The sequence below is a fragment of the Vibrio sp. 10N.261.55.A10 genome (assembly GCF_041470825.1).
Classification (GTDB): domain Bacteria; phylum Pseudomonadota; class Gammaproteobacteria; order Enterobacterales; family Vibrionaceae; genus Vibrio; species Vibrio crassostreae_C.
Map to the genome: position 1 here is coordinate 120,567 of NZ_JBFRNC010000027.1, position 21,513 is coordinate 142,079.

Sequence of the window (21,513 nt, forward strand, 5' to 3'; positions counted from 1 at the left end):
TCGTTAATTGCTGAATGCCTATCCCTCAAACATCTCAACGTATTCCTCATAGCCTTCTTCTGCTAATTTATCCGCAGGGATAAAGCGCATTGCGGCTGAGTTCATGCAGTAACGTAACCCAGTTGGTTTTGGACCATCTTTGAATACATGCCCTAGGTGGGAATCGCCAAACTTACTTCGGACCTCTGTTCTTGGGTAAAGCAGCTTGTAGTCAGTAGTTGTAACGACATAAGCTTCGCTGATTGGTTGGGTGAAGCTCGGCCAACCCGTACCTGATTTGTATTTGTCTTTTGATGAGAACAAAGGCTCACCGGTAACGATATCAACATAAATACCTTCCTCTTTGTTATCCCAGTATTTGTTGTCAAATGGGCGCTCAGTAGCGTCTTCTTGCGTTACATCGTATTGAAGTGCTGTAAGCTTCGCTTTGATCTCTACATCAGAAGGTTTAACGTAGGTTTTAGCATTCGCTGTCGCATTCTTACTGTCGATGATCTGACGTAGTGTTTTAGGGTTGTCCTTTCTATCATCACCGAAGATTTTATCTAGGTACTGATCGCGGCCAGAAGCATAGCGGTAGTAGTTATAACGAACTTTACTCTTCTTGTAATAGTCTTGGTGATAGTCTTCCGCTGGCCAGAATTTTTCAAATTCAATCAGTTCTGTTTTTAGTGGTTCACCAAAGATATTAGCTTTGTCGATCTCCATCATGAAGTTCTGAGCAACATCTTTTTGTGCTTGGTTATGATAGAAAATAGCCGGTCGATAATGACGGCCTCGGTCTACAAAAGAACCTTTGTCATCGGTTGGGTCGATGTGTCGGAAGAATTGGTCAAGAACCTGTTCGTAGCTAACCACATCAGGGTTATAGGTCACGTTGATCACTTCGATGTGACCTGACTTACCCGAAGAGACCTGTTTGTAGGTTGGGTTTTCTAGTTCACCGCCAGAATACCCAGAGATAACGTCGGTGACGCCTGTCAGCTTTTCTAGGTCGGATTCTGTACACCAAAAACAACCACCCGCGAGTGTCGCGATTTCACTATTACCTGAATTAGCTGTTTTATCCATTGTATTGGCAGTGCCAGTCTGGCTTACAAACAGCGAAATCAGTGGTAGCGCAACCACGAGTGATACCAATATTTTAGATAATTTATTCATAGATACCTCATCTTGACGTTCTTCTCATTCGATTTTGAATGTACGAATAGAGACAGGTTTTAGATGGAAAAAATTGCATCATTCATGAAAAAAATATGTTATCGAGAAAATCTTGCTCATAAATGCCGCCAGTAGTAGGGTGTAGGCATTGATGTAAAATAATAGATAATGATGACGTTTTCGTACATCTAAGGAACAGCATGCAAGCAGAAGTTAAATGGGTCGAAGGTTTTAAATTCTTGGGTCAATCTCAATCAGGCCACTCTATTGTCATGGATGGCAGCGGTGGTGCAACGGCGCCAAGCCCGATGGAAATGGTTCTTATGGCCGCTGGTGGTTGTAGCTCTGTTGATGTCGTCGATGGATTGAAATCTGCTGGTCAAAGCATTACAGGCTGTAACGCGAAACTTGAAACGACACGTCGTGAAACCGCGCCAAAAATCTTTACTGCGATTAACATTCACTTTGAAGTTTCAGGTGACAACCTTGATCCTAAGTTGGTTGCAAAAGTATGCGCTGATTCATTGGAAAAGTACTGTTCAGTGTGCCTAATGCTAGGTGCAGGCGTAGAAATGACGCACAGCTGGGAAATCGTCTAGTCTTCTGGCTGTATAGCTTGGCTTTGAGTCGTTACTTTTCGGCTTATGAGCAAACATAGATAAAGAAAGGGAGGAGCACTTAGCAGTGCTCCTCCCTTGTTATTAAGGAAGTCGTTATTACGTTAGAATACGATTATTCCACTGTTTCAATGATAACTTCTTCAACTTGAACATCTTCTTGGTACTCGAAGCTTGGGATTGTTGCTTCCACACGACGGTTTTGAGCACGACCTTCAGCCGTATCGTTTGATGCGATTGGGTTTTCTTCCCCTTCACCAGAAGCGGTAATGCGATCAGCTTCAATACCTTGCTCTTCGATGTATGCTGCTACTGCTGCCGCACGTTTCTTAGAGATCATCATGTTGTACTCAGCTGCACCTGTTGAATCTGTGTGACCAACAATGTTAACGGTAGACTGAGGGTATGTTTGTAAGACTTCCACAATTGGCTGTATAGCGGCTTTACCTTCGTCTGAAAGTTCTGTGCTGTTAGTCGCAAATGTACCTTGAGAGAAACTCTCAGTTTGCGCTTTGGTAACCACTACCTCCACTTCCTCTTCAACGACCACAGCTTCTGGCTCTGTGATTGGTTCAGAAGGTGCTTGAGTTACAGCCGCCGCAGAAGCTGCAGCCGCTGATGCGGTTGTATTACCCGTGCCGAAATTGTAGCTAAGACCTACTGTGACAAGGTTGGAGTTTAGGTCTTGGATGATCTTATCGTCAAAATCATCGAAGTATTGGTATTCCACTCTCAGCGCCCAATCGTCTGAAAGCTGTTTCTCGGCACCGATACCTAAGGCTAAAACAACGTCGTCTTCGTCATCGTGCATGATGTAAGCAGGACCTGCTTTAAAGAAGATATCAAACTCTTGTTTAATCGCTAGTCGATACATTGGGCTTAAAGAAATGGCTACGATAGAATCGCTGTATCTTTGAGTCGCTCCGTTGTTGTTAAAGCTGGTGTCATAATCACCTAAGTAATCTGCATTCAATTCTAGAGCAATGTTATCGGTAAAGTTGTAACCACCGTAAATACCGCCCGCCACTGAATCATCTTCACAATCAATGTTGTCGACACAAGCGCTATCTAGCCAACCCATGCCAACTTTTGCGCCTACGTATGTCGTTGCGGCAATTGATGGAGCAGCAGCGAAACCTGAAGCAGCTATCACAGCACACATGATTTTTGACAATTTTTTCATAATCTTATCCTTGGATTAACTCTTATTGTTATCTGAATGAGCCTTTAAAGCGACGACTTACTGATTGGGACACTGCAACAGTAGATCGTTCAAGGCGTAGATTCAGGTCGAACCTATCTTGGAACTGTTATTACATTGTTAGTACAGTTGCTTATTATGGTCAATGAAATTGTTAAAAATTATATATTTAAGGTGCTATTTACAGAGGTTTTTGTCAATTAATTGCTGTCTCAAATGTTGGAAACGAAGAAACCTCGTATCATTTTTAGGCGATATGAGGTTTCATTTTCATGTGTACGGAATGTTTGGTTGGGTAATCTAGGTGATTACCGTTATGGACGCTCACCCGCCAATAAACGCTTCTCGATATCTGCAATTACGCTAGGTAAGTCTGCAATGGTATCGATTAGGTAGTGTGGGTTTGATTTGTTTAGCTTAACGCTTGCTTTTTCACGTGCAGCTGCAAGTGTTGTCTCGTCTGCATCTAAATATTCTTGATACGTTAAGCCTGCTTCGTTCCCCGATAATACAAGTCCAACTGTCCACATGCCTGCGTTGTGACCCTCATCGATCCCCGGTGCTGCGTCGTCTACTTTTACACACGCAGCAACGCTAGTTACACCTAGATCGATTACGTTTTTCAGTGCCATAAATGGAGCAGGGCGACCACCTTGAGGTAAGTCATCGGTCGCTACCACGTTATCTGGTCGGTAACCGTAATCTGCAGCAGCAGGAATTAAAACATCCATCACTTCACGTGGGTAACCTGAACAAGACCCGATCTTCACGTTCTTCTCTTTTAGGTTATTGACCACTTCTATCGCATTCAAAATAGGTGCTGCGTGATCGGCTACTTTCGCTTTTTGAAGAGGCATGAATGCCGCGTAGATCGCGTCAACGTCTTCACTTGTCATGGAGCGTCCGAACTGAGCCTTCCAACGAGCGTCAACAGCTGGAATTCGACCCACTGCTTGGATGTGGTCCCATTTGCCGATCCCCATAGGTTCACGCGCTTCAGCTAAGTCGATGTCAAAGTCGAAACCTTGTTTGAATGCTTCAACGAAGATGCTAGTTGGAGCAAACGACCCAAAATCAACGATAGTGCCGGCCCAGTCAAAGATAACCGCTTGGATAGGTGATGTCGTGTTCATAATAGTGTCCTATTTTTGTGTCACTCCCAGTTCAAAGTTCTGGGAAACAAATGGTTGTTTAAGGTTATTGGTTTAAATGTTGATTTCGAGAATTAAAGGTATTCAAAATCTTTGCAGACTTTGGCTATCGCTTTTTCGAATACAGACAGAGCGACTTCTAGCTCGCTGCGACTGATGATCAATGGCGGGCTCAATTGAATCACGTTACCTTGTGACACCTTAAAGCTCAGGCCATCGTTCAGACATTGGTAAAGTACTGCTTCTGCTTCATCGAACGCTCGGTTTTTGGTGATATGGTCAGTGACCAATTCCACTCCCCAGAGCAGGCCGATGCCGCGAACGTCACCAATGACTGGGTATTTCTCTTTCATTTGAAGCAGTTGTTCACGCACGAATGCGCTGTCCGCTTGTACTTTTTCAAGTAGATTTTCTTGCTCAATCACTTCCATCGTAGCCAGTGCCGCCGCGCAGCCAATAGGACTTTTCTCGTGGGTGTAGTGACCAAGTGATACTTGCGCTGCCGTGTTGTATTTGTCTTTAGTGACCATGGCTGCAATTGGAACCAAGCCCCCGCCAAAACCTTTACCGATACAAAGAATGTCAGGTTCGATATCAAAGGCCTGGTGAGTGAACCATTCGCCACTACGAACCATACCGTTTGGAATGTCGTCGATGATCAACATGACGTTATGCTTATCGCAGATCTCACGGATGCGCTTCCAGTAAGCTTTGCTTGGAACCTGAACGTCTGTGTTACGCACTGCTTCGGCAATGAAGGCTCCAATGCCACCTTCTTTTTCAATCACATACTCTAAATAGTCGGCATAGTGAACGTCGCATGCAGTTTCGTTTGCATTGACTGCGCTATTCTCGTTAAACGGGAAAGCGCCACGATAAGAGACGGCTGGTGGAATACGTTCTACGCCAGCCATTAACGGGCCCATGCCTTCGCGGAAACAAGCTTCACCACCCACTGAAATTGCGTCCAGTGACGCGCCATGGAATGAGTCCCACAGTGAAACGACCTTGAAGTTGTTGGTGACATGTCGAGCCAGTTTGAGTGCCATGCCGATAACCGAAGTACCACCCGGTGCAAACAACACGCGGTTCAACTCACCACCGCAGATCTGTGTCAGCTTTTCAGCGCATTGAACGGCTGTTTCATTGGTAAAGCGACGTGGTGAAAACGGCAATGACGCCATTTGCTGAGTCACTTTATGAATGATGTGAGGGTGACCATAACCTAGTTGATGGACATTATTGCCATGAAAGTCCATGTACTTTTTGCCAGTCGCATCTTGAATGTAAATGCCTTCGGCTGCTTCAAGTGTGTCTAGGCAAGGTGTTGACATCGCTTGATGAAGAAACACGTCTGAGTCGCGTTTTAACATCGCTTGAGTCGCCTCATCGTTTAGCGACTCGTTCCATTTCTCACGCGCTGGCGTGGTGTTCACATCGCCTTCGCTTCGAAAGTGTGTCGCCTTTAGAACAGAATCTTGATTGGCCATCGTCATTATTTGATGTCCCAGTACATTGCGTTTTTAACTGAGCCAATGAGGGCTTCAATGTCAGAAGGGTAAACTTCACCGATGTTACCGATTCGGAAGCAGTCGGCGTTTGAAACCTTGCCCGGGTAAATCACAAAACCTTGTTCTTTCAAACGGTCATAGAATTCCTTGAATTGGTAATCGCTATGAGTTGGAGAATAGAAAGAGGTGATAATCGGTGAATGAAGTTCATCATTTAACAGAGGTTCAAAACCAAGAGAGCGCATACCTGCAACCAGTGTGGTTTGGTTTGTTTGGTAGCGATTATGACGAGCTTCGATACCACCTTCCTGTTCCAATTCAAGTAGAGCTTGATAGAAAGCACGCACTGTATGCGTCGGAGAGGTAAAACGCCATTTACCGTGGTTGCTTTCCATGCAGTGCCATTGGTCAAACAGATCAAGGCTTAATGAACGAGCTTGGCCTTTGCACTTTGCCAGTTCCGATTGCTTAGCAATAACAAAGCCGAAGCCCGGTACACCTTGGACGCACTTGTTTGCAGAGCTGATCATGTAATCGATACCTAAGTCAGCGATATCCATAGGGATGCCACCAAAGCTCGACATTGCATCGAGAATGACGGTTTTGTTGTGCTGTTTTGCCAATTTGGCAATGTCTTCAATTGGATTCAGCATGCCTGTCGTGGTTTCACAATGCACAATCGCAACGTGAGTAATGTCTGAATCCATGGCCAATGCCGTTTCCATTTCGTTCAAGTCAGGCTGTGATGTTTCACCTGGGGAAACGACATGGCATGGAATGTTTAAGTATTCTGCGATTTGAGCAATACGAGCGCCGTACGCACCGTTATCAACAACAAGAAGTTTTCCATTTTTAGAGATAACGCTACCGATTGTTGCTTCTACCGAAGCGGTGCCGCTACCTTGCATTAATACGCTTGTATATCCCGCTTGCTTAGTCGCTAAAGTCACTAGCTTGCTACGAATCACTTCAACAACGTCTTTGTTGTATTCATCATCCCAAGTACACCAATCTTTTAACATCGCTTGGCGAACGGTTTCAGAAGTAGATAAAGGGCCCGGTGTCAGCAGTAAGTATTCGTTTCTCATGTTCAACTCTCGTGATTTTAATTTTGGACTATACCAATATTTAGAGCTACTTTAACAACCAATTTAAACGGTCGTAAATAGCCCAAACATCATTTTCACAAAAGCTTCATATTAAAAATGGTCACTTGTCTTGAGAAAGTTTTCGATCTTTAAATTGCCATTTTTCGTTCATTTAATCGTCACAAAAGCCAGTTAGCTTAATAATTGAAATCTGGTACATACCAATATGTGGGGTGTGTGCCAACAACTGGAATGAATTTTTGAATATAGGTGCCTCTCGATAGGGCTTCTAGCTTTAACAACTTTAACTTTGGCAATTTTTAATTTTGGCAGCTTCTCACTTTAGAGTAGGGCCTGACTGGAGAAAATGATGAAAAACCGTTTTATGAAAGGATCACTTGCAGCATTAGTCACACTATTAGCTGGTAACGCTTATGCGGCACAGGAAGTGACGGTTTATACCGCTTTTGAAACTGACATCTTAGCGAAGTACAAAAATGCTTTTGAAAGCGAAAACCCAGACATCAACATCAAATGGGTTCGTGATTCAACCGGGATCATGACGGCAAAATTATTAGCTGAGAAAAACAACCCTCGTGCAGAAGTGGTGTGGGGCCTTGCGGGTTCTTCAATGGCATTGCTTAAAGAAGAGGGCGTCCTGAAACCTTATACGCCTCAAGGTGTAGAAGCGCTGCGCTCAAACCTCAACGATCCGCAATCTACTCAAGCTTGGTATGGCAACGATGCATTCTTCAATGCGGTTTGTTTCAACGAAGCGGTAGCGAAACAACTTAACCTACCAGCACCTAAATCTTGGGATGACCTAACCAAGCCTATCTACAAAGGTCATATTGCGATGCCAAACCCAGCGTCTTCTGGTACGGGTTATATGCAAGTGTCTGCTTGGCTACAAAACATGGGTGAAGACCAAGGTTGGAACTACATGCAGAAGCTAGACCAAAACATCGCTCACTACACGCACTCTGGTTCTAAGCCATGTGTTCAAGCGGGCATGGGTGAAGTCGCTATCGGTATTTCTATGGCGAGCCGTGGCGCTAAGCTGAAAACTCAAGGCGCTCCACTTTCAGTGATTACGCCTGAAGGCATCGGCTGGGAATCTGAAGCGGTAGGTCTTGTTAAGCCTTCTGATGCAGCACAACGTGTTATCGATTGGTCTATTTCTAAAGCGGCAAATGAGCTTTACATCGAAATGTACCCAGTTGTTGGTCACAAAGATGTGACAGGCAAAGCAGAGAACTTCCCTAATGTAGAAAAGAACATGGCAAAAATGGACTTCGCTCGCATGGGCAGCGAACGTGCCGACGTTCTTAAAACATGGTCTGACAAGTTTGACGCTAAATCAGAGCCAAAATCTTAATCTGACGACCTAGTCAGTTACTTAACTATTTAGTTCATTAGAAGTTAGAAATCAGTAAAGGAAGGCTTCGGTCTTCCTTTTTTAGTTTTACGCCTTCAGGTTTTAAGTAAGGTACAACAAATGACAAAGCACTACTCATATTGGTTCAAGCAAGCGTTGGAACAAGAGTTCGGCAACATCAATGCGGGGCTAGATTCGGCTAAGCCGCTCCAAAAAGATGTCAACTGTGATATCGCCATTGTTGGCGGTGGCTATACGGGTTTATGGACGGCGATTTTAATCAAACAACAGCAACCCGAAAAGCATGTTGTCGTGATTGAAAAAGGCCTATGTGGTCGCGGTGCTTCTGGTGCGAACGGCGGTTGCATGCTGACGTGGTCAACCAAGTATCCGACGCTGAAAAAGCTCTATGGAAAAGAACAAGCGAAATGGTTGGTTAAGGAATCGGAAAAGGTTATATACGAGATCGAATCCTTCTGTAACGAACACAAGATTGACGCGCATCTATATCGCAGCGGAACTTACTACACGGCGACCAATGAAGCTCAAAAGGGTGGAATGGAGCCTGTTGTTAATGAGCTGGTTAAGCAGGGTATCAATAGCTGGAAGAAGTGCGATAATTCTTTGGCTGATAAAGCGGGATCTGAACGCCATATTGAGGGTTACTACTCAGAAGCTGCGGGTAGTGTGCAGCCAGCGTTATTGGCTAGAGGTTTGCGCCGAGTCGCGCTTGAACTGGGTGTCGAAATTCACGAAAACACAGAGATGACATCACTCGACTATGGCTCTCCCGCTCGAATTCAAACCAAAGGCGGGTCAGTATTTGCGGATAAAGTGATTTTGGCACTCAATGCGTGGATGCTCGATCACTTCAAAGAGTTCAAACGCAGCATTGTGGTTGTCTCTTCAGATATGGTGGTGACCAAGCCCATTCCTGAAAAGCTCAAGAAGTTTGGCCCAGAGAAAGGGGCGGCGGTGGTGGATTCGCGTATCTTTGTCCACTACTACCGAGATACCCAGGACGGACGACTCATGTTGGGCAAAGGCGGCAATAAATTCTCGTTTGCCAATCAAGTTGAAAGCATGTTTAACCAAACGACTAACTACCTGCCGATTCTCAATCAATCGTTCCAAAAACTGTTCCCTAAATTGGAACAAAGTGAATTCGATTACAACTGGTCTGGCGGCTCAGATCGTTCGGTTACCGGATTGCCATTTTTCGGTAACCTAAAAGGCCAAAGCAACATCTATTATGGGCTTGGTTATTCAGGCAATGGCGTTGCTCAAACCCGTATGGGCGGGAAGATTTTGTCAGCAAAGGTGCTCGATATCGACAATGCTTGGACACGAAGCGGTTTAACTAAAGGCCCGTTAGGACACTTCCCGCCAGAGCCATTTCGTTGGGTAGGTGCGATGATGGTGCGTGATGCGGTACGAAGAAAAGAGAACGCGGAAGATTCGGGTAACACGCCATTGTGGCTAGATAAACAGTTATCCAAACTCGCAGGTGCGGCGGGCAAAGCCGACAAGGTTGAATCATAGATTAATCTTGCGTTTAAATTAGAAGTTTACATTAAGGCTCTCAGTGATTTATGGGCAAGTCACTGAGGGCTTTCAACGTTGAACGAACTGTGAATGCTGAACAAATAGCAATCCTTAATGCTTATTATATCTGCAATATAACTGTCATTTAGCTACTATAAATTTGTCACTCAACTGCAATATTCTCAGTTTAAATTTGGTATATACCATATAGAGAGTGCTGTAGTATGAGCAACCAAACTTATTTGAATATTGAAAACGTTGTAAAGCAATTTGGCCAATTTACAGCGTTAAAAGACATCTCCCTATCGATAGATAAAGGCGAGTTCGTCTGCTTTCTTGGCCCGTCCGGCTGTGGAAAAACCACCTTATTACGTGCGATTGCAGGTCTAGACTTGCCAACTTCAGGTTCTATTGAGCAGAACGGTAATGATACGACCTTCTTGCCACCAGAAAAGCGCGACTTTGGTATCGTGTTCCAATCTTACGCTTTGTTTCCAAATCTCACTGTGGAAGAAAACATTGCGATTGGTCTGAAAAACCAAGGCATGTCGACCAAAGAAGCCCTTGAGACGGTTGAGTCTTGGTTAGAGACCATCGGCTTACCAACGTCTGGCCAAAAGTATCCGAATCAGTTGTCTGGCGGACAACAGCAGCGTGTTGCTCTGGCTCGCGCGTTAGCGTTGTCTCCAGGCTTGTTGCTACTCGATGAGCCTCTTTCTGCGTTGGATGCGAAGGTAAGAACACATCTGCGTGACGAGATCTGCCAACTGCAACGCAAGTTGGGTATCACCACTATCATGGTGACGCACGACCAAGATGAAGCCTTAACGATGGCCGACCGTATTGTCGTGATGAATCATGGTGTTATCGAGCAGGTCGGTGCTCCACAAGAGATCTACCAAAAACCTGTCAGTCGTTTTGTGGCTGAGTTTGTTGGTAGCATGAACTTCATTCAAGCTTCTGTCGCAGCGCAAGGCAAGATACGTATTGCTGAGTCGATGCTACCGTTGCCGGGTTTAGATAACCTCACGCCAAAACTTGGTGATGTTTTCGATATTGCCGTTCGTCCAGAGCAAATCCAGTTTGTGGATCGTTTTAGTGAGTCATTACCCGTGAGAATCGTATCAAGCGAATTCTTAGGGGCGTTTTATCGTGTTGAGTGTCAATTGCAACATGACTCCACGGCGAAAGAGATCATCGTTGATGTATCAGTCAAAGAGTTCAATCGATTGAAGCTGCGTCGCAGTGATATTCGTTATGTGGCGTTTGACCAAGAAGGCCTGAGAGCTTACCCATCGAAAAGCCTGCAAGTGATGAAAGACGAGGCGGCGTAAATAATCATGGAATCGACTCAAATGATGCAATCTAAGCTGCTAATTCAACGACGAGTACAGCCTTTTCTTGCTCGATTAAGTAAAGACAACGTAATCCTATTTGGGCTGTTGGCCTTTTTGTCTGTGTTCATGACGCTGTTTATCCTGATGCCACTATGGGCAATGTTGAAAAAAAGCGTTCAGAATGCAGACGGAGAATTTGTAGGATTACAGAATTTCGCAACGTATTTTGCTTCTCAAAGCCTGTGGCAGTCGGTAGGCAATACGTTCACGCTTGGGTTGTTAGTGACCGTTGTCGTGGGAGTATTAGCGTTTGGCTATGCCTATGCTTTGACTCGTTCATGCATGCCTTTTAAGGGGCTTTTTCAAGTGCTAGGTTCAGCGCCTATTCTGGCTCCTTCATTGCTACCAGCGATCAGTTTGATCTTCTTATTTGGTAATCAAGGTATCGCTAAAGAAGTCTTAGGTGGTAACTCGGTGTACGGCTTGATTGGTATCTCACTGGGCCTGATATTCTGGACGTTTCCACACGCCTTAATGATTCTGACTACTTCATTGAGAACCTCTGACGCTCGTCTTTATGAGGCGGCACGTGCACTCAATACTTCATCGCTAAAAACCTTCTTCATGGTGACGTTACCTGCGGCAAAATACGGCTTGATAAGTACCTTGATCGTTGTGTTTACGCTGGTGGTTTGTGATTTTGGTGTGCCAAAGGTGATTGGTGGTAGCTACAACGTTCTGTCTACCGATATCTTTAAACAGGTAGTAGGGCAACAGAATTTCTCTATGGGCGCGGTGACTAGCATCCTATTGCTATTGCCTGCGTTGCTTGCATTTACCGTTGACCGCTGGGTTCAAAAGAAACAAAAGAGCTTGTTTGATACTCGCTCCGTCGCTTACCAACCAGAGCCAAACACTCTACGTGATGGCGTGTGTTTACTCTATTGCACCGTAATTTCAGTGGCTGTTGTTATCGTGCTAGGCATGGCGATATACGGATCTATGGTCACTTTCTGGCCTTGGAATAAAACGCTAACGCTAAATAACTATAACTTCGCAGAGATGAGTACTTATGGTTGGACGCCATTTTTCAACTCTTTAACCCTCGGCGCTTGGACTGCGATCATCGGTACCGTATTGATTTTCTTAGGCGCGTACTGCATTGAGAAGGGCAGAGCATTTGGTCCTGTTCGTCAAGCAATGCAAATGCTCAGTGTGGTACCGATGGCCGTTCCGGGTATGGTGTTGGGTTTGGGGTATATCTTCTACTTTAATGATTTGAGTAACCCACTCAACTTCTTGTATGGCACGATGGCGTTCTTGGTGATTAATACGGTGGTTCACTACTACACAGTCGGCCACATGACAGCGTTAACCGCATTAAAACAGCTGCCTGAGGAAATAGAAGCGACGGCGGCTTCGGTTAACCTACCGCAATACAAGCTGTTCTTTAAGGTGACGGTACCCGTTTGTCTGCCTGCGATTTTAGATATTGCGACATACCTGTTTATTAATGCACTTACCACGACATCTGCGGTAGTATTCTTGTATTCTACCGATACGATACCTGCGTCAGTTTCAGTACTGAATATGGATGATGCGGGACAAACGGGTGCAGCAGCTGCCATGGCGGTGATGATCATGATATCGGCAGCGAGCGCGAAGTTGATTCATATGTTAATCAACAAGTTATTCGAGAAGCGCACCCAAGCTTGGCGCAAACGCTAGCGAACCATTTTATATTGCAGTTGGCCAAGGAATGGCTGACGACAAGAACAAGAATAAAAGGAAATGAAGTGCAGTACGTAAAAATCAAAGACGTCATCGTAGAGCAGATAGAGTCGGGGATGTTAACACCACGACAGAAGCTGCCTGCGGAGCGCAAACTGGCTGAATCGTTTGATACAACACGAGTTACGTTACGTGAAGCCTTGTCTTCACTTGAAGCGGAAGGACGAATTTATCGAGAAGACCGACGTGGTTGGTTTATCTCTCCAGCGCCACTGCGCTACGATCCAACACAAACACTGAACTTCACGAATATGGCTTTGTCGCAGAATCGTAAGCCAAAAACAGAATTGGTGGCGGCGAAAGGCATGTTAGCAACCAAGGAGGCGACTCGGCTTCTTGAGTTACAACCTTTTTCGGACGTTTATCGAGTCGACAGAGTTCGTTATCTTGAAGATAGGCCGGTTGTGTATGTGACCAACTACATTCGACCTGAGCTGTTCCCTAATTTGCTTGATTATGACTTGTCTAAATCGTTGACGGACATCTACCGTGAGCACTTTGGCGTGGTGTATCAGAAGATCCGTTACCGAGTGAGCACAACGTCTTTGCTTGGCGAAACCGCGCAAGCCCTGCGTGCGACTTCTGGTTCTCCTGCAATGGTCGTAGAGCGTGTGAACTACAACCAAAACGGCGACCTGATTGACTGTGATATTGAGTATTGGCGTCATGACGCGATCAGTATTGAGTCAATCGCGCAGCTAGAGCGCTAGTCATACGTTATAACGTTGGCATATCTGCAATTATGCAGGATTGCCCAATTGAAACGCTCAAAGGTCTCTTATTCGGAGGCCTTTTTTATCACCTGTTGTCAGCCGTTGTGCTAATTCATCAATAATTTAGGAATGAAATGGAATTCTCTGCGATTGTAATCGTGATCATTTCGGCTTTGCTTCACGCGGGTTGGAACGTTCTAGGTAAATCTAATCAAGGCTCGGGCTCGTCTTTCTTTTTAGCCTCTGGCTTTGCCGCTGCCGCGATATTGACGCCTTACTTGATCTGGTATGTTCACAGTGTAGGGCTGTCAAATATCTTACTTCCATTCTGGCAACTGGTTTTCTTGAGTGGGATCTGTCAAATCATCTATTTGATTGGGTTAGGCGCGGCCTATAAACAAGCTGATATCGGTGTGATTTACCCAATGGCACGGGCACTGCCTGTGTTGATGGTGGGTTTAGGCACGGTGTTGATAGGCTATGAGCTGTCACCTAATCAATGGATTGGGTTCACTTTAATAACATTAGGCTGCTTGTTTGTACCACTTAAGCAGTTTTCAGATCTTAGGTTAAAAGCGTATCTCAACCTTGGCGTACTGTGGGCGTTGATCGCGGCCATTGGTACCACTGGCTATTCCATCATTGATAAAGAAGCGCTTTTGTTACTCGAGCCTTTGAGCACACCAGTTATAACTAACAAGCACACCGCGATTTTCTATCTAGGCATTCAGTTTTGGGCGATTGTGATTCCACTCAGTGTTTGGTTATTCGTAACCAACCAAAGAATCGAGTTTACTAATGCTTGGATACTGCGAAAGAGAGCCACAGTGGCCGGCATCATGATGGCTTCGACTTATGGTTTGGTGTTGTTTGCGATGACCATGACTGAGAACGTCAGCTTGGTTGTTGCTCTTAGGCAAGTAAGTATCATCTTCGGCGTAGTGATGGGGTTCTACTTTTTAAAGGAAAAGTGGCACGCGACTCGCGGTGTAGGCGTCTCTCTAATTATTGCTGGCTTAGTTATCTCATTGACTTAAAAGCTCGCCGGAACGATTGGATATTTGTGCAGAGGCATCTATATTAAGCTAAATCAAAAACGCCCTTAGCGATACAAACTTCGTCAAGGGCGTTTTCTCTTTATCTAGTAAGAAGCTGTAGGTAGTAAAAGACTTAACCCGCTAAAGCTTGAGCATCTTGCTGTTTCAACACTTTGTGGCCATCTTCAGTGACACCACGTTTCCAGTAGCTGCTGATGTAGATGTTCTCTTTCGCGACTTCTTTTTCGTTGCGGAAGTATTGTCTTAGCTCACGCATGCTTTCAAATTCACACGCTGTCCATATTGAAACCTGACCTTCTAACCATTCTGTGTTGCGCACGGTTTGTGAAAGTGACTCTGAGGTTTCATCTTCAATCAACCAGGTTACTTTGATACCTTGAGGAGTCTCAAGTACCTGCTTATCTGCTGCTGAGTTGATCTGAATGATAGCGTGCCCCGTTGCTGTTTCTGGGAGCGTTTTTACTTTTGCAGAAAGCGCAGGTAGGGACGTCATGTCTGCAACTAAGAAGAACCAGTCTGACTCTAGGTTAAGCCCCTGAATTAAACCAGGGCCAGCCACTGAAACCGTGTCACCCACTTTTGCGTTCATTGCCCATCGAGCCGCAAAACCACATTGCAAATCTGTAGTGATATGGCGAACAAAATCAACTTCAATCCACTGCTCTACAGGATTGTACTGACGAATGGTGTAAGTGCGCATGGTTGGGCGCTCACCTTCGTTTAGCTGGCTTAAATCAGTCGTGCCAAGTGGCGAGAATAAAAGCTTGATGTAGCCGCCGGCACATTCTGTTGGGTATTTACTTAATCCTTCACCGCTAAGCGTTATGCGCTGCATGTTTGGAGTAATTGTTGAGGTTTGAGTAACGGTTAATGTGATAGGGCTAGGCTTGCTCATATAAGGCTCTCTTAGATTTGGATTTCCACATCATAATCCTGAACTAAAAAACACTCAATACTAATAGTTATCATTTACTTTGATTTACACATGTACTACCTAACTTATACGACAGATCCTATTGAGAAACGGATCCTACAAAAAAGAGCCCTTTAGAAAACTAAAGGGCTCTTAGGATTGGTTTGACTCAGCGAACAGAATTAGCTGTTTGCTTGCTCTAGTTCAATCGTTTCTTCAGCGGCTTTCGCAGCTTCTAGCATCTTACGAATAATGAACGATGCTGCCATTGCGATACCTACCATCACGACGGCAAGAACAGTCAGCATTTGGAAGTAATCACCGTAAACCGTTTGCACGATCTCTTGTGTGATCTCTTGACCTTTCTCTAGTGCAATAGACGTTGAGAATACCGCGCCAACAATGCCTGATAGTGCGATAGCAACAGAGAACAAGCTTACTGAGAAGTTTTCAATGTGCTTAGGTGCAACAGACAGGATGAAGGCTACAACCATAGAACCAACAATAACCTCACCAAATGCTAGGAAGAAGTGGATTGCTAAGAACACTTCAGGGCGAATCAGAATATCTTCACCAACGGTTGTTACTGCCATCGTTAAGATACCGAAAGCGATAGCCGTAAGGATGAAAGAGAAACCGACTTTGGTTGCAGTTGAGAAGTTAATGTTTTTCTTTTCTAGGTTAGAGAAGATACCCGCGATGATAGGGCCAGCAACCATACACCATAGTGGGTTCATTGCCATTGAAGCTTCAGGTGCGACAGGGATGAAACCAAATAGATCGCCACGCATTGTGTTGATCGCTACCATTGTCATCGAAGTCATCATCTGACCGTAGTACACGAAGAAACATGTCGTCAGGAATGTGATGATTAAGATAGTCCCCATTTTTAGCATGTCTGATTTCTTCGATTTCATCATCAAAGAGACAAAGTAGATGATCGCTGCACCACCGATTGCGTACACGATGTTTTGGCCAATATCCATGTTAGAGAACATGAAGAATACCAAGCCGATCATTGCTGCAGAAAGACCAAGGAACGCTGCCCAGTTTTTAGTGCTTACTGGTTTTTGGTCGATTTCAGCACTTGCTTCAACAAGGCCTTTGCGAACAAAGATCATCATCAGAAGCGCAGCACCGGCTAGCACCGCTGAAAGAAGGAAACCACCGTGGAAACCAACAACAAGTACTAGCATTGGGAACAGGTATTGGCCTAACAGAGCACCAATATTGTTTACTGAGTAGTTGATTGGGTAGCAGTTCTCAAAATCTTCTTGAGTTTTGAACGTGCGTTTGTAAAGACTTGGGTAAGAAGGGGACATCAAACCACGTGCATAACTTGCTAACGCAATACCACATAATGCCATCGGAACATTGGTTGCTGCTGCACCAAGTACCAGTAGAACGTAACCACTTGCGAACCCTAGGAAGGCAATGGTTAAAGATCGGTAGGCGCCTAAAAACTTGTCGGCGATAAAGCCACCTGCGATAGCAAATAGCGGTCCGATTGCAGAGAAAGCACCAACAACCATCATGGTGTCGGCTTCATTGTAGTTCAGATCTTCAAGGAAGAAACGAGTCAAGATCACCATGACGCCATAGAACGAAAGTCCGAACATCATTTGGCAGAACATCATTGATTTGTTTAATCTATTCCACATTATTTTATTCTCACGTTTGTATTGATATGTAGTGTAATTACCCGATTATAATATCATTAGTAGTAATACATAAACTGAAATATCTGTCCCAAACAGAACTTTACTCGATATATCTTTTCTTATGAGTGCATTCATATTTCTCATGAATGAGGTTTGCAACGTTAGATTTTGCAAGTGGATGCATGGCGGTATGAAATTTAGCCATCATCATTTGTGGCTAAGTAATGAACTAATAAAGGGAAAGTTAGAGGTAGTCATTCTATAAGTTATTTTGAGTGAGTATCACTTTCAATTGTCTGCTGGGCTTTAGCCAATAAAAAAGCCAGCTTGGTGGCTGGCTTTGTTGAGATATTGAAAACTAAGTTTACAAGAATGCTGTCTCTATAGAGGCTTTCTCCACTCGTGTTCCTGTCTTTTATTCACAAGGTGGTGCCATGTGGATCACGGCTAGGCCGCCTAGAGAAGTTTCACGGTACTTCTTGTTCATGTCTTTACCTGTTTGGTACATGGTCTCGATAACCTTGTCTAACGAGATAAGACACTTGCTGGTACGTTTCAATGCCATGCGCGATGCATTGATCGCTTTCATTGCACCCATTGCGTTACGTTCGATACATGGTACCTGTACTAGTCCGCCGATTGGGTCGCATGTCATGCCCAGTGAGTGTTCCATCGCGATCTCAGCGGCAATACAAATCTGTTCGTTGCTACCACCACGTAGGGCAGTTAGGCCTGCTGCGGCCATTGATGAAGAAACGCCGACTTCACCCTGACAACCTACCTCTGCGCCAGAAATCGAAGCGTTGGTTTTGTATAAGATGCCGATTGCGCCAGAGACTGCCAAGAAGTCTTTAAGCTGCTTGGTGTCTAGCTCCTTGATGAAACGATGGTAGTACATCAATACCGCAGGAATAACCCCAGCCGCACCGTTGGTCGGTGATGTCACGACCTGACCGCCCGCTGCGTTTTCTTCACTTACAGCAAAGGCAAATAGGTTAATCCAATCCATGATCTCCATTGGATCGTTTTCAATCGAGGCATTCGCTTCAAGCTTTTTAAGCAGAGCAGGTGCTCGACGAGTGACTTCTAGGCCGCCATCAAGGATGCCTTCGGTGTCAAAGCCACGCTGCATACACAGAGACATCACCTTCCAAATTTGGTCGGCTTTCTGGTCAATCACATCCATACCTTGGAATGAAACTTCGTTACGTAGAATTAAGCCACCAAGGCTCAGTCCTTGTTGTTCGGATAGTTCAAGCAACTGATCAGCAGAAGAGAAAGGGAACTCAACTTGAGTTTCTGCTTCCTGTTTGCCGTTTTGTAGCTCATCAGCGGTTGCGATAAAGCCACCACCAATCGAGTAGTAGGTTTCCATATCCAGAAGGCTGCCGCTTTCGTTAAAGGCAGAGATAGTCATGCCATTTTCATGCAGCGGAAGGTTGGTCTTGTGGAAGAGCAGATCGCTTTCTACATCGAAATAAATTTCATGGTTACCGCTAACCAATAGAGATTTATCTTCAATCGCTTTACGAATTGCTTGGTTAGCACTGGTAATTTTGATGGTGTCGGGGCGGTTACCGAGCAAACCTAACAAGGTCGCTCTGTCTGTGTGGTGACCAATACCCGTCAATGATAATGAGCCATATAAGTCGATTTGAATACGCTTCACTTGCTTAAGCTGAGCATCAATTTTTTGGGTAAAGTTAAACCCAGCGATCATTGGTCCATTTGTGTGGGAGCTGGACGGGCCAACCCCAATTTTGTAGATATCAAAAATAGACAGCATAGTAACTTCCTGTGAAGACGGTTCGATGAACGAACTCTGTGTAAAATTTGTATTTAGTTAGTTGCACTTCTTTGAGTGAACCTGTTCTTTGGGTGAAATAGTTATGCGATAGAGCGTATTCATTGATTGAAAGGGCTCTTTTATCGACTAGTGCTAACAAGCATAGAGCGATGAAATACAAGAGCGTGCTATGTTTGCTGTAAAGCGACACGTTTATTCTTGTATTACCTAAGATGTCGCTATCAATAGTGAGCATTATTGCGAGCAACATATCAGAATTTCAAAATACTTTTGTTAACAAGTATTGTATACATAATTCACTCCATCTAATCCCCAAAACGAGACTTGAACATAAAATGAGCATTAATCACCTCCTTATTGTGCTGGGTAAGCGACTTAATGAGAATAAATTGACTGATGAAGGAATCAGTCGAGTTGATGCTTTGGTTGAGTATCTGGCGGAGCCTTTGGTAGAAGAGTCGAATCAGCAAACTGCGGTAGCATTTTGTGGTGGGCTAACAAAAGGGCAAACACTGTCTGAAGCCGACGCGATGCACCAGTACTTTAGAAAGCTTGAAAAGCAGCGTGAACATCCGTTTTCTTTAGGGGCGATTTTGCTCGAGCAGCACTCGACCAACACTGTCGAGAACATACAGAACTTGGCCTCAGAGATGATTGCAAGCGGGCTGTTTACTCGCGGGCAAAGTGTGCAAGTGACATTCGTTTCGAATGACTACCATTTACAACGTATATTCGAGATTCAATCGCTCATGGGCGAGCAAGGTTTGCTTAAAGTTCTCATCGAGAAGTGTTCCGCACTTGGGGTAGAGCAGCAAATAGATCGCAGGTTGGAGGCTCATGTTGCGGTGCCATACCCACATCAAAGTGCTCAGGGGCAATTGTTTCTGTTGATGGACGTACTGACGACCTACCGAGTTTATCTTGAAGGTGTTTGTGCGGGCGCATTTAAGCGAGATTTAGAGTTGGTTAGACGAGAGCCAGAAAGACTGTCTTTGGAAGCATTGATCACTGCCAAAGAGCTCGTTGGACGTTCATCTGACTTTGACATTGTGGAGAGTTTACTCCCAGCATTGGAGCGCTGTATCCAGCAGACTTCAGTGGGTACCGATGTAAAAAAAGTCAGGGAATACCTAGCTCTACTAGATACTAACCTGACTTTATTGAATCGTTATTTAGATCCGGAATCGGATCACACACATCGCTGGTGGCGATAGGTGATTATTTCTTTCTCGTGATGCCAATAACGGTCTTTAAACTCGCAAAGGCAATCAGACAGTAAGCTAGAAGCTCAGTGCCTTCTTCAGCGATGTTTTTAACCGCTCGAACGTAATCATCGCCCATAACATTGTGCCAGAAGGCTCATGTGTTTTTTTACAGTGATTAACTTTGGTTTTCTGAATCTTGCTCATGGTTATTGCGGTAGTACTCCCACTGTTCAATGCGCTCGCCGTCATCGAATACACAGTAAGTTGTACGCTGATTGTTTTCAGTAACCGTGTCTAATTCACCGTCTTGTTGAACACAATAAACCGCTGCTGGGTTAGCGACTGAAACACGTTGGCCCTCGCTATATTCTGCATAGTCGTTTGCACAACCGCCTAATACAACGGCACATACAGCCATCAAACCAATTTTCTTCATGTCTATCTCCTACGTGATAACTCTATAATCGAATGCGTTAAGTTCTACAGAACCAAATGAGAAGCTCTATGAAATTAGTATATTTTAGATTTCAGAAAAGGTTGTCCTAATTTGGTCAAGATATTGAAATAGGTTGATATTTCTTCATGTTTAACGACTTTTTGAGTGTTAGATCAAGCTAAGTGGATTCAAGTTACCGTAGGAATATCCCCGTCCGCTCCGTTCTGGTTAGCGGTTGTGAACCTCGAATCTATTGATGATTATGATATGATGCCGCCAAATTCAGTAGAGCAGTCAGAATCATGAGACACCTAAAAACAACCATCCATCCTGATATCGACCATCTAGACAATAAAACGGTCTATAAGCGCAACGCTGCCCGTGCCATTGTGTTAGATGGTGAAGACATTCTGATGCTGTATACAGAGCGTTATCACGACTACACCATTCCTGGTGGTGGTTTGGATGAAGGGGAAGATGTGATCGCAGGTATGGTTCGTGAACTCGAAGAAGAGACTGGCGCGAAGAATATCCATAGCATCAAGCCGTTCGGCATTTTTGAAGAGTTTCGTCCTTGGTACAAAGACGATGCAGACATGATGCACATGATTTCTTACTGCTACTCATGCAAGATCGATCGTGAGCTTGGTGAAACGGCTTACGAAGATTATGAAGTGAAAAACGGGATGAAACCGATGTGGATGAATATCCATGAAGCGATCGCTCATAACGAAAAGACCATGGCAGAGAGCCCTAAGAAGGGCATGAGTATTGAACGTGAAACCTTTTTGCTGCATTTGATTGCCAAAGAGATGCTTTAGCCGTTATCAATACTAGCCTGCTAAGCTATTTATTTGCCGCCACTTTTGGCGGCAAAGTTGTTTCTAGCAATGCTAAAACTTAATACCCGAAACTAATTATTGAATATGGTTGATATTGT

At 44.6% G+C, this 21,513-nt stretch carries 19 protein-coding genes; 9 read left to right on the forward strand and 10 right to left on the reverse strand.

Annotated features, from left to right (window positions below; translation table 11 throughout):
- Nucleotides 1-18: 18 nt before the first annotated feature.
- Nucleotides 19-1,161: a peptide-methionine (R)-S-oxide reductase MsrB gene (gene msrB / locus AB4274_RS07885; protein WP_372111568.1), complete on the reverse strand. Its 1,143-nt coding sequence runs from the start codon at nt 1,159-1,161 to the stop codon at nt 19-21.
- A 200-nt stretch (nt 1,162-1,361) separates the two neighbouring features.
- Here msrB and AB4274_RS07890 point away from each other — a divergent pair, with 200 nt between their 5' ends.
- On the forward strand, nt 1,362-1,760 hold the full coding sequence (locus AB4274_RS07890; protein WP_371720962.1) for an OsmC family protein: 399 nt from the start codon (nt 1,362-1,364) through the stop codon (nt 1,758-1,760).
- 133 nt (nt 1,761-1,893) lie between these two features.
- Here the strand turns inward: AB4274_RS07890 and AB4274_RS07895 are convergent, their stop codons facing one another.
- The 4 genes from AB4274_RS07895 to phnW all read right to left on the reverse strand — a co-directional run bounded on the left by AB4274_RS07895 (nt 1,894) and on the right by phnW (nt 6,729).
- Nucleotides 1,894-2,961, reverse strand: coding sequence for an OmpA family protein (locus AB4274_RS07895; protein ID WP_372103293.1), 1,068 nt, complete (start codon nt 2,959-2,961; stop codon nt 1,894-1,896).
- 332 nt (nt 2,962-3,293) lie between these two features.
- Nucleotides 3,294-4,112 (reverse strand): phosphonoacetaldehyde hydrolase, encoded by an 819-nt coding sequence (phnX, locus tag AB4274_RS07900; RefSeq protein ID WP_372111571.1) that lies wholly within the window; start codon nt 4,110-4,112, stop codon nt 3,294-3,296.
- 92 nt (nt 4,113-4,204) lie between these two features.
- Nucleotides 4,205-5,626 (reverse strand): aspartate aminotransferase family protein, encoded by a 1,422-nt coding sequence (locus tag AB4274_RS07905; RefSeq protein WP_372111574.1) that lies wholly within the window; start codon nt 5,624-5,626, stop codon nt 4,205-4,207.
- Nucleotides 5,626-6,729, reverse strand: a complete 1,104-nt coding sequence (gene phnW, locus AB4274_RS07910) for a 2-aminoethylphosphonate--pyruvate transaminase (protein WP_372111577.1) — start codon at nt 6,727-6,729, stop codon at nt 5,626-5,628. The genes AB4274_RS07905 and phnW overlap by 1 nt, the downstream gene beginning before the upstream one ends.
- A gap of 367 nt (nt 6,730-7,096) precedes the next feature.
- On the opposite strand from phnW, the gene AB4274_RS07915 reads away from it, so the two are divergent.
- The 6 genes from AB4274_RS07915 (at nt 7,097) to AB4274_RS07940 (ending at nt 14,530) form a co-directional block, all read left to right on the forward strand.
- Nucleotides 7,097-8,107, forward strand: coding sequence for a putative 2-aminoethylphosphonate ABC transporter substrate-binding protein (locus AB4274_RS07915; RefSeq protein ID WP_372111580.1), 1,011 nt, complete (start codon nt 7,097-7,099; stop codon nt 8,105-8,107).
- 120 nt (nt 8,108-8,227) lie between these two features.
- On the forward strand, nt 8,228-9,649 hold the full coding sequence (locus tag AB4274_RS07920; RefSeq protein ID WP_372111582.1) for an FAD-dependent oxidoreductase: 1,422 nt from the start codon (nt 8,228-8,230) through the stop codon (nt 9,647-9,649).
- Between the two features lie 227 nt (nt 9,650-9,876).
- Nucleotides 9,877-10,986 carry a putative 2-aminoethylphosphonate ABC transporter ATP-binding protein gene (locus AB4274_RS07925; RefSeq protein WP_004730144.1) on the forward strand — a complete coding sequence of 370 codons (1,110 nt, stop codon included), beginning with the start codon at nt 9,877-9,879 and terminating at the stop codon, nt 10,984-10,986.
- 21 nt (nt 10,987-11,007) lie between these two features.
- Complete coding sequence (locus AB4274_RS07930; protein WP_371704956.1) at nt 11,008-12,717, forward strand: putative 2-aminoethylphosphonate ABC transporter permease subunit; 1,710 nt, start codon at nt 11,008-11,010, stop codon at nt 12,715-12,717.
- 68 nt (nt 12,718-12,785) lie between these two features.
- Complete coding sequence (gene phnR, locus AB4274_RS07935; protein ID WP_004730140.1) at nt 12,786-13,490, forward strand: phosphonate utilization transcriptional regulator PhnR; 705 nt, start codon at nt 12,786-12,788, stop codon at nt 13,488-13,490.
- Nucleotides 13,491-13,627: 137 nt separating this feature from the next.
- Nucleotides 13,628-14,530 (forward strand): multidrug transporter, encoded by a 903-nt coding sequence (locus AB4274_RS07940; protein WP_372111585.1) that lies wholly within the window; start codon nt 13,628-13,630, stop codon nt 14,528-14,530.
- A gap of 133 nt (nt 14,531-14,663) precedes the next feature.
- Here AB4274_RS07940 and AB4274_RS07945 read toward each other — a convergent pair whose 3' ends face one another.
- The 3 genes from AB4274_RS07945 to AB4274_RS07955 all read right to left on the reverse strand — a co-directional run bounded on the left by AB4274_RS07945 (nt 14,664) and on the right by AB4274_RS07955 (nt 18,911).
- Complete coding sequence (locus AB4274_RS07945; protein ID WP_372111588.1) at nt 14,664-15,446, reverse strand: siderophore-interacting protein; 783 nt, start codon at nt 15,444-15,446, stop codon at nt 14,664-14,666.
- Between the two features lie 200 nt (nt 15,447-15,646).
- A complete protein-coding gene (locus AB4274_RS07950; protein ID WP_372111590.1) occupies nt 15,647-17,125 on the reverse strand; it encodes a peptide MFS transporter in 1,479 nt (492 codons plus the stop codon).
- A 415-nt stretch (nt 17,126-17,540) separates the two neighbouring features.
- On the reverse strand, nt 17,541-18,911 hold the full coding sequence (locus AB4274_RS07955) for an L-serine ammonia-lyase (RefSeq protein WP_372111593.1): 1,371 nt from the start codon (nt 18,909-18,911) through the stop codon (nt 17,541-17,543).
- 356 nt (nt 18,912-19,267) lie between these two features.
- Between AB4274_RS07955 and AB4274_RS07960 the strand changes: the two genes are divergently transcribed.
- Nucleotides 19,268-20,146 carry a YdcF family protein gene (locus AB4274_RS07960; protein ID WP_017064809.1) on the forward strand — a complete coding sequence of 293 codons (879 nt, stop codon included), beginning with the start codon at nt 19,268-19,270 and terminating at the stop codon, nt 20,144-20,146.
- Nucleotides 20,147-20,150: 4 nt separating this feature from the next.
- On the opposite strand, the gene AB4274_RS07965 is transcribed toward AB4274_RS07960, so the two are convergent.
- Together AB4274_RS07965 and AB4274_RS07970 are read right to left on the reverse strand one after the other, a co-directional pair.
- Nucleotides 20,151-20,273, reverse strand: a complete 123-nt coding sequence (locus tag AB4274_RS07965; protein WP_017059520.1) for a hypothetical protein — start codon at nt 20,271-20,273, stop codon at nt 20,151-20,153.
- A gap of 39 nt (nt 20,274-20,312) precedes the next feature.
- Nucleotides 20,313-20,573, reverse strand: a complete 261-nt coding sequence (locus AB4274_RS07970; RefSeq protein WP_017059521.1) for a DUF333 domain-containing protein — start codon at nt 20,571-20,573, stop codon at nt 20,313-20,315.
- A 302-nt stretch (nt 20,574-20,875) separates the two neighbouring features.
- Here AB4274_RS07970 and AB4274_RS07975 point away from each other — a divergent pair, with 302 nt between their 5' ends.
- Nucleotides 20,876-21,394 carry an NUDIX hydrolase gene (locus tag AB4274_RS07975; protein WP_017090625.1) on the forward strand — a complete coding sequence of 173 codons (519 nt, stop codon included), beginning with the start codon at nt 20,876-20,878 and terminating at the stop codon, nt 21,392-21,394.
- Nucleotides 21,395-21,513: the final 119 nt, after the last annotated feature.